Source organism: Streptomyces sp. NPDC015032, assembly GCF_043080425.1.
Classification (GTDB): Bacteria; Actinomycetota; Actinomycetes; order Streptomycetales; family Streptomycetaceae; genus Streptomyces.
Genome location: NZ_JBIBVN010000013.1, coordinates 36,356 through 45,007, shown reverse-complemented (window position 1 = coordinate 45,007; position 8,652 = coordinate 36,356). Strand labels below are relative to the sequence as shown.

Annotated in this window: 6 protein-coding genes and 1 pseudogene; 2 read left to right on the top strand and 5 right to left on the bottom strand. The window is 72.1% G+C overall.

Features of this window, described 5'->3' with window-relative positions:
- The first annotated feature begins 76 nt into the window (after nt 1-76).
- Nucleotides 77-1,804: a hypothetical protein gene (locus ACF08M_RS20030; protein WP_392186590.1), complete on the top strand. Its 1,728-nt coding sequence runs from the start codon at nt 77-79 to the stop codon at nt 1,802-1,804.
- A gap of 260 nt (nt 1,805-2,064) precedes the next feature.
- Here ACF08M_RS20030 and ACF08M_RS20025 read toward each other — a convergent pair whose 3' ends face one another.
- The 4 genes from ACF08M_RS20025 to ACF08M_RS20010 all read right to left on the bottom strand — a co-directional run bounded on the left by ACF08M_RS20025 (nt 2,065) and on the right by ACF08M_RS20010 (nt 7,663).
- Entirely contained in the window at nt 2,065-2,715 is a 651-nt protein-coding gene (locus tag ACF08M_RS20025) for a thymidine kinase (protein WP_392186589.1), read from the bottom strand.
- A gap of 65 nt (nt 2,716-2,780) precedes the next feature.
- The gene (locus ACF08M_RS20020; protein WP_392186588.1) at nt 2,781-3,968 is read right to left on the bottom strand and encodes an alkaline phosphatase family protein; all 1,188 of its coding nucleotides are present in this window, start codon (nt 3,966-3,968) and stop codon (nt 2,781-2,783) included.
- Nucleotides 3,968-4,564, bottom strand: a complete 597-nt coding sequence (locus tag ACF08M_RS20015) for a DUF5998 family protein (protein ID WP_362203601.1) — start codon at nt 4,562-4,564, stop codon at nt 3,968-3,970. The genes ACF08M_RS20020 and ACF08M_RS20015 overlap by 1 nt, the downstream gene beginning before the upstream one ends.
- A gap of 141 nt (nt 4,565-4,705) precedes the next feature.
- Nucleotides 4,706-7,663: a GNAT family N-acetyltransferase gene (locus tag ACF08M_RS20010; protein WP_392186587.1), complete on the bottom strand. Its 2,958-nt coding sequence runs from the start codon at nt 7,661-7,663 to the stop codon at nt 4,706-4,708.
- A gap of 165 nt (nt 7,664-7,828) precedes the next feature.
- On the opposite strand from ACF08M_RS20010, the gene ACF08M_RS20005 reads away from it, so the two are divergent.
- Nucleotides 7,829-8,110, top strand: a complete 282-nt coding sequence (locus ACF08M_RS20005; protein ID WP_266749172.1) for an HPr family phosphocarrier protein — start codon at nt 7,829-7,831, stop codon at nt 8,108-8,110.
- 168 nt (nt 8,111-8,278) lie between these two features.
- Here ACF08M_RS20005 and ACF08M_RS20000 read toward each other — a convergent pair.
- Nucleotides 8,279-8,649, bottom strand: a pseudogene (locus tag ACF08M_RS20000) (GntR family transcriptional regulator); the annotation flags it as partial.
- Nucleotides 8,650-8,652 lie beyond the last annotated feature (3 nt).

The following is an 8,652-nucleotide window of genomic DNA, read 5'->3' as shown; positions in this document are numbered from 1 at the left end:
GGGGCGGGAACCGAGCCCTCCCAGCAGCAATCGAAGAGGACGAAGAGAATCAATGACCGGGAAAGAGGGGCGACCTGTGAAGCGAGAGCGGTCCAGCGAGGAGAGTGAGTCCGGCAACGGCCGGGGCGGGGCCTCGGGCGGAACGGTTCCGGACAGTTCGCAGGGCGCGGTTCCGGGGAGCATAGGCGCCCCGTCCGCACCTTCGTCCCGCACGGTGACGGAGGGCGGGGACACCTCGGTCACCGGCGGCAAGGACGGCGGCGCGCGGACACCGACCTCGTCGAAGTCCGGCCCGGAGGAGGCCGGGGAACCTGCGGCCCAGGCCCCGGCGGTGGTGCACTCGGCCGGGGTCTCCATCGGCAGGACCACGTCCGGGCCCGAGGGGCAACCGGGCGGTGAGGACTCGGCGGCTGCCCAGGAAGAGGCGGCACCGACGGCCGGAAAGACCGCGGTGGTGGCCACCACCGCCACCACCACGGCTGCGGGCACCGCCACCACTACGGCTACGGGCACTGCCTCCGCGGCCTCGTCGGGTGTCGCGGAGGACACCGCCGGGAAGACGGCCGGGGCGAGCACATCGTCGTCCGCCACGGCCGCCAAGGAATCGACGCCCGCGGGTGGGCCCTCCGCACCCAGGGAGACGGCTTCCACGGAGACCGCTGCGACCACGTCGGAGCCGGCTGCCGCTGCCTCGACGGCCGGTTCCACCGCCGCGGCCGTCGCGGCCGGCCGGGCCGCCGCCACGGCCGCCGTCTCCGCCGCGGCTTCGTCCGGCCCTCCCGGCGACACCACGGCAGGGGAGGGCGGTGCCCCGGAGCGCCCCGGCCGGGTGTCGCGCCCGATGGTGGTCGCGGCCGCCTTCGCCGGTGCGCTGCTCCTCGCGACCCCGTTCGTCGTGGCGGGCACCCAGAAGGACGAGGCCAAGCCCGAGAGCCGCGAAGAGGCGGCGGCATGGAAGGGGGACGGGCGGGCCGGTGGTTACGTACCGGGCACCGACCCCGACAGCCCCGAGGGCAAACGGGCCGCCGGTGGCGACAAGCGGGGTGTCACCCCGGCCCGGGGCGACAGGGGCCCCGTCGGTGACATACGCGCGGACACGGGGGGCGGGCGGAAGCCCGCGGACGGATCGGCCGAGGCAGAGAGCAAAGGCGCCAAAGGCGCCAAGGGCAGCAAGGGCAGCACCACGGGCACGGCCGACAAGACGAAGAAGAGCGGTTCCGGCGACAAGGCCCCCGCCGGCGCGGGCTCGGACACTCCTACCAAGGCCCCCTCGGCCGGTTCGGCGCCCAAGTCGGCACACGCCGTGGTGTACAGCGGCGTGTCCGGACCGGAGTGCCCCACCCAGCGCTTCCAGAAGTCGGGTTACTACAGCGACGGCAAGGAGGGCTGGGCCACCCACAGCGGTGGCTTCGGCGGGTACGGCTGCGCGGGGAAGTACCTTTCCATGCCCATGTCCGGCAGTTCCTCCAAGGACTCGGGCGGATCGGCGACCTGGCTGTTCGACCTGCCCGCCACCGCCAGGAAGTGCAGCATCTCCGTCCACGTGCCCGGGAGTTCCGACATCGCGCGGGTCGGTGGCAACCCGAGCTACTACACCGTGTACGACCGGTTCCTGCCCAGGACCAGCAACCTGGTCGGCTCCTACTACGTCCGTCAGCAGGAGCGCCGCGGCACCTGGTACAACGTGCCGGGCACCTTCTCCGTCGACGCCAAGAAGCTCTCCGTGCAGCTGCACGACCGGGGCGAGGACAACAACTACGAGCACCACGCGATATCCGCGCTGAAGGTGACCTGCACCGGCTGAGAAACCGGCTCGGACACCACTGAGAATCCGGCTGCGTCACCGGCCGGCGGACCGGTCCGCCCGCGCCCCGCGCACCATACGAACCGCGGCAGGCGCCCCGATCCCCAGGAAGCCTTCACCTCCGGGCATCAGGGCACCTGCCGCACCCGTGCCGCTGTGGTGCCACGGGCTCGCCCGGCCATGTTCGGCTCCCGGGAGGTACCGGCACCCCGCTCCGCAGACCACCGCACAGTGAACCACGGCCTTTTCGGCCGGCACCCTCAGTCGGAGGCCACCGGCAGGACATCCGGCGAGAGCGCGCCGGCGCGGACAGAACCGCTCGTCATACGGCGACGATGGTGACGTCGGCACAACACCTCATAGCCGACCTCCGTAGCGGGGCTGCTCACGTCACCGACCACAACCTGCTCGCCTTCCACCACCATCTCGCCGCCCACCGTTCGGGCATTGTGCGTAGCACGCGCCCCGCACCAGCACATCGCTTCCACCTGAAGCGTCTCCACTCGGTCCGCCAGCTCGATCAGCCGCCGCGAGCCGGGGAAGAGCTTCGTGCGGAAGTCAGTGGTGATCCCGAAGGAAAAGACATCCAGCCCCAAGTCGTCCACGACCCGGGCCAATTGATCGATCTGCACCGGCTCCAGGAACTGCGCCTCGTCCACGATCAAGTAGTCGGCCTTGCCGCCCTGCGACACCCGGTCGACGACATAGGCATACAGATCCATGCCCGCCACCGCCTCGACCGCCTCGGTCACCAGCCCGAGCCGTGAAGAGAGCTTCCCCTCCCCCGCACGGTCGTCCCGAGTGAAGTTCAGACCCTGCAGCCCCCTCGCCGACCGGTTGTGCGCAATCTGCAGCGCCAGCGTGCTCTTTCCGCAGTCCATCGTTCCGGAGAAGAACACAAGCTCGGGCATGAGGGGTTGAGCACCTTTCGGGCGGGGCGAAGCGGACCAGGGGGACGGTGGTGGGGAAAAAGCGGTTACGAGCGTACTTCGAGCAGTGGGACGAGCTGCTCGACGGGGGTCATCGAACCGTGCATGCCCACCATCGCGGACTCGTGCGGTTCGTTGACCGAGGCGGTGATCACCACGTCGTCGTGGGCCGCCGCCACGACATCGCCGATCCTGCCGTGCACCCGTTCGTCGATCTTCGGGCCGAACCAGCCGGCCTCGATCGCCTCGTCCCGGCTCGCCACCCAGAACTGCTCGCCGAGCACTTCCCGCCAGACGGTCAGCACGTCGTTCTCGGCCCCCGGGACTGCGTACACGTGACGGGCCCGGCCCTCGCCGCCGAGCAGGGCGACGCCCGCGCTCAGTTCCCAGTCCTCGTCGAAGTCGATCCGGGACTGCTCGTCGAAGGGGATGTCGATCATGCCGTGGTCGGCGGTGATGTACAGCGCCGAACGCGGCGGGAGCTGTTCGGCCAGGCGCCGGGCCAGGCCGTCCACGTACATCAGCTGTCCGCGCCAGGCGTCGGAGTCGACACCGAAGCGGTGGCCCTTGCCGTCGACCTCGCTGTAGTACGTGTAGACGAGCGACCGGTCGCCCGCGGCGAGCCGTTGAGCGGCGACGTCCATCCGTTCCTCGCCGGAGAGCCGGCCGAGGAACGAGCCCCCGCTGAGCGCGATCTTGGTGAGCGGGGTCTGCTCGAAGGCGGGGGCGGAGACCTGGGCGGTGCGCACACCCGCGGCGTCGGCGAGCGCGAAGACGGTGGGGTACGGCTGCCAGACCCTCGGCGGGGTCCATGGCTGCCAGCGCAGCTGGTTCATCAGCTCGCCGGTCTCCGGATTGCGCGCGGTGTAGCCGGCCAGGCCGTGCTCCCCCGGTGGAAGTCCGGTACCCACCGACGCCAGTGAGGTCGCGGTGGTGGCCGGGAAGCCCGCCGTGATCGGACGGCCGGTGCCGCCGCGCGAGGTCGGGAGCAGGGAGTGCAGAAACGGTGCCTCGTCCGGGTGGGCCTTGATCTGCTCCCAGCCGAGGCCGTCGATCAGGAACACGCAGTTCCGGTCGGCGGGGGTGAGTTCGGGGATCGCGGTGGTGAAGCCGGGTACGCCCTGTCCCGCGGCGAGCGTGGGCAGCAGATCGGCGAGCGAGCCGCTGCCGTACTCCGGGACGGGGGCGGTGTCGACGGGGAGCGGGACAGGGTCCTGCCAGGCCGGCTGGGCCATCAGCGGCCGGTCGCCGCGGTCGCGGCCGTGGCTTCGGAGAGGGACTGGGCGAAGGCGAGGGTCTGGCGCACGGTGTCCGGGCCGTCACCGGCCTCGCTGACCCGCAGGCTCAGGTCGTCGGCCGTGGAGCTGCCGGTGTAGCCGTGGTCGGCCTCGCAGTTGGGGTCGCCGCAGGCGGCTGGTTCGAGGTCGATGCGGGAGACCGCGCCCCAGCCGATGGTGAGGACGACTTCGCGGGGCAGCGTGCCCGGTACGTACTTCTCCGGGTTGGCCACGACGCGGCTGACCACGACCGACGAGATCCGGTCGAGCTTGACCGACTCCGTGGAGGTGGTGGCGTACGGCGTCGGGGAGCTGGTGTCCGCGTTCTGCTCGTCGGTGTGACTGACGATGAAGCGGGTGTCCGTCAGGACCAGGACCGTGACGTGGCGGCGCACCTCGTTGGAGTCGAACGTGGTCTCCTGGTGCACCAGGTACGAAGCGACCGGCTCACCGCCCACGGCGGCCTCCACCGCCTCGGCCACGAGGGCCGGGTAGTAGCCACTGCGCTCGATCGCCGCGCGCAGCCCCTGGGTCGTCGTACCGGTCTTAGCCATGAGGACCATCCTACGGGGGGCGGATGACTGCCGGGGACGTTGTCCGGCAGGGCGACCGGGACCCGGAGGGTGAGAGGGCCGGTGCCTTCGTGGCCGTGCGGCGGCCGGGACCGGCGCGATGCCGTTCCCGTCGGTGGCCAGTCAGTAGTTGGGGAGGCGACGGGGACCGAGGTCGGTACGGGCCGGGGGCGGCGAGAGCCGGACGCTCGCGCCGAGAACGGTCAGCCCCTGAGGGGAGACCACGACCGGTTCCAGGGCGATGGAGACGATCTCGGGATGGTCGTCGACCAGCCGGGACACCCGCAGCAGCAGCTCTTCGAGCGCCGCGGTGTCCACCGGGGCCGCACCCCGCCAGCCGAACAGCACCGGGGCCGCCCGGATGGACCGGATCAGCTCGGCGGCGTCACGGTCGGTGGCCGGAACAAGACGGTGGGCGGTGTCGCCGAGGAGCTCGGAGGGTGCGCCCGCCAGCCCGAAGGAGAGGACGGCGCCCGCCGCCGGGTCGATCGTGGCCCGCACGACGGTGTCGACACCGCGCGGCGCCATGGCCTGGACGACCGGCCGGAGTTCGGCGGGCTTGCCGAGCAGAGCGGTCAGTTCCCCGTACGCCCGGCGCAGCGCGGTCTCGTTGGCCAGGTCCAGCCGGACACCGCCGAGATCGGCGCGGTGGCGGAGATGGGGCGCGGTGGTTTTGAGCGCCACGGGATAGCCGAGCCGCGACGCCGCGGCGACCGCGGCTTCCGGATCGGGGGCCGGCAGGGTCGGCCGTACGGTGATGCCGTAGTGGCCCAGGAGTTCGCCCGCCTCGTCGTGCGCGAGCGGCCTGCCCCGCGGGTCGGGGTCCGGGCCGAGCAGGGCTTCGATCAGGTCGGCGGCGCCTTGTTCGTCGATGGTGTCGTCGAGGAACTCGGGCACCTTGCCGGGCACGGCTGCCTGCCGTCGCCACTGTGCGTACCTCACCGCTTCGGCCAGGGCGCGCACGGCGCGCTCGGCGGCGGGGTAGGCCGGGATCCGGCCGATACGGGTGCGGGGGCCAGCCCCCTGACCGTCCTGGCCGTCCTGGCCGTCCTGGCCGTCCGTGTCTGCCCTGGCGTCCGTGGCGGTGGCCGTGCCGTTGCCGGCGGCCGAACCGGTGTGCGCCGGGGCGGGGCCGGTCCGGGCCGATGCTCCGGCGCGCGAGGGAGGCGTGACCGAGGAGGGCTGCGCCGAAGGGCGCGGCTGCGCGACCGTGCTGGTGGCCACGGCGAGCGCCTCCGCCAGGCCGCCGATCTCCACGTGGACGACGGCCACCGGCTTGGCGGGGCCGGCCGCCGCGGCCGCGTGCAGGGCGGTCGCCAGTACCTCTCCGTCGCCCGGTTCGGCCTCGCCGTCCTCCCCCACCCACGGGATCGCCGTGACGACCACCGAGTCGCAGCCCTCGTCGGCGAGGGCCTCGGCCAGGGCGTTCCGGAAGTCCTGTGGGGTCGCGGCGGTGGTGAGGTCGAGGGGCCGGCGCGGGCGGAGGCCCTCGGCCAGGCAGGCGTCGTAGGTGAGCAGGCCGAGCGATTCGGAGTTGCCGAGGATCGCGACCCGCGGGCCGGACGGGAGCGGCTGGTCGGCGAGGAGCAGGCCCGCGTCGACCATCTCCGTCACCGTGTCGACCCGGATCACGCCCGCCTGCCGCATCAGCGCGGAGACCGTCGCGTCCGGGATCCGGCTGACCGGCACCGCGTGGCCGGGCGGGGTGGAGCCGCTGTGCCGGGCGCCCTTCACCACGACCACGGGCTTCACGGCCGCGGTGCGCCGGGCGAGACGGGTGAACTTGCGGGGGTTGCCGAGCGATTCGAGATACAGCAGGGCGACGTCCGTGTCCGGGTCCTCGTACCAGTACTGCAGGAAGTCGTTGCCCGAGATGTCGGCCCGGTTGCCCGCGGAGATGAAGGTGGAGAGCCCGGCGCCGCGCCGGTAGAGCCCGGAGAGCAGTGCGATGCCGATCGCTCCGGACTGGGTGAAGAGGCCGATGCGTCCAGGAGCGGGCGGCTCGGGGGCGAGGGAGGCGTTCAGCCGGACGGCCTCGGCGTTGTTGATCACGCCGAAGGCGTTCGGCCCGATGATCCGCATTCCGTACGAGCGGGCATGGCGGACCAGCTCCCGCTGCCGCTCCCTGCCCTCGGCTCCCCATTCGGCATATCCGGCGGAGAGAACGACCAGGCCCTGGACACCGTGCTCACCGCAGTCGGCGACGGCCTCGGGAACCCGGTCGGCGGGGACGGCGACGACCGCGAGGTCGACCGGCTCGGCGATCTCGCCCATCGAACGGTGGGCCGGAACCCCGTCGATCGTGCCCTGGTCGGCGGCGAAGGCACGGTTCACGGCGTACGTACGACCGGTGAAACCGGCCCCGAGGAGATTGCGCAGGACTGTGCGGCCGACTCCGCCGGGTGTGCGGCCGGTGCCGATGACGGCGACGGAACCGGGGGCCAGCAGCCGTTGCACGGAGCGCGCTTCGGCCCGCTGCTCGCGGCCGCGCTGGACGGCGAGGGACTCGGCGGTGGGCTCGAGATCCAGGGTGAGGTGGACGGAGCCGTCCTCGAAACTGCGTTGCTGGGTGTACCCGGCGTCCCGGAACACCTTGATCATCTTGATGTTGGCGGGCAGCACCTCGGCCGCGAAGCGGCGGATACCGCGCTCACGGGCGACGGCCGCGATGTGCTCCAGGAGCGCCGAGGCCACGCCCCGGCCCTGGTGCGCGTCCTGGACGAGAAAGGCGACCTCGGCCTCGTCGGCGGGCGCGGAGGCGGGCCTGCCCCGCTCGTCGATCCGGTCGTAGCGGACGGTCGCGATGAACTCGCCGCCGACCGTGACCGCGAGCCCCACCCGGTCGACGTAATCGTGATGGGTGAAGCGGTGCACGTCCCGGTCGGACAGGCGGGGGTACGGAGCGAAGAAGCGGTAGTACTTCGACTCGTCGGAGACCTGCTCGTAGAAGCTGACCAGCCGTTCGGCGTCGTCCGTGGTGATGGGCCGGATCCGCGCCGTTCCTCCGTCGCGGAGGACCACGTCTGCTTCCCAATGGTCGGGGTACACGTGATGCGGACTCTGCTCCGGCGAGGGCTGCATGCGCAAAGACTACGGCTCCGTCAGCGGTCGCGTCGGCCCTGGGGCCGGGGCAGTCTGAGGGGGCCGAGCGGCGGTGCAGCACGGGCCTGCCGCGGATCGGCCGGAGCATCGCGCACTGCATGAGAGACTGGTCTAGACAACTATTGATTCGTGAAGGGCAGAACCATGGCTGAGCGCCGCGTCAACGTCGGTTGGGCCGAGGGCCTGCACGCCCGCCCCGCTTCCATCTTCGTCCGTGCCGCCACGGCTTCCGGCGTCCCCGTGACGATCGCCAAGGCCGACGGCAACCCGGTGAACGCCGCCTCCATGCTCGCGGTGCTCGGCCTCGGCGCGCACGGCGGCGAGGAGATCGTGCTCGCGTCCGAGGCCGACGACTCCGAAGCCGCCCTGGACCGCCTGGCGAAGCTGGTCGCCGAAGGGCTCGACGAGCTGCCGGAGACGGTCTGACCCGCTTCCCGCCCTCCCCTCGAAGAGCCGCGGCACCCTCGACCGGGTCCGCGGCTCTTTCGCATTCCCGGTCCGGGATACGCAAAGGAATTCCAGAGCGAAATCGATTCGGACGGCCCGAAGAAATTCCCGCGGAATGAGGACTCCTTGCATACGGCACAATTGTTGATGCCGGATGCCTGGAGCGTTTACGGAATGCCGCGAAGCCCTCACCGGGCCGGTACGGGAGGCGGCGGGCCGGCGTTCCGGCCGGTCGATGCGGCGCAGCCGGTGCGCGGCCGCGGCCCGTTCGGCGTGCCGGGAGGCCATCATCCCGGCCCGTTCCGCGTCGCCACCGCGTCCACGATGGCTCCGCGCTCGGCCCAGGAGTCCGCCGGGCGGGCCGACTGCTCGGCCGCGTACATCCAGGCGGTCTTGTGCCGGAGCTGGGTGAGCAGCGCGATCAGGCCGGGGCTGCCGGAGGTCTGCACCAACGTCTCGTGGAACCAGCCGCCCAGCAAGCGCAGATCCTCACCCCGCCCGGCCTGCTCCTGGCCGAGGGC

Coding starts and splice junctions, on each gene's coding strand:
- ACF08M_RS20025 (WP_392186589.1), bottom strand. CDS start 2,715: ATGCCCGAGCTTGTGTTCTTCTCCGGAACGATGGACTGCGGAAAGAGC.
- ACF08M_RS20020 (WP_392186588.1), bottom strand. CDS start 3,968: ATGGCCCAGCCGGCCTGGCAGGACCCTGTCCCGCTCCCCGTCGACACC.
- ACF08M_RS20010 (WP_392186587.1), bottom strand. CDS start 7,663: ATGCAGCCCTCGCCGGAGCAGAGTCCGCATCACGTGTACCCCGACCAT.
- ACF08M_RS20005 (WP_266749172.1), top strand. CDS start 7,829: ATGGCTGAGCGCCGCGTCAACGTCGGTTGGGCCGAGGGCCTGCACGCC.
- ACF08M_RS20015 (WP_362203601.1), bottom strand. CDS start 4,564: ATGGCTAAGACCGGTACGACGACCCAGGGGCTGCGCGCGGCGATCGAG.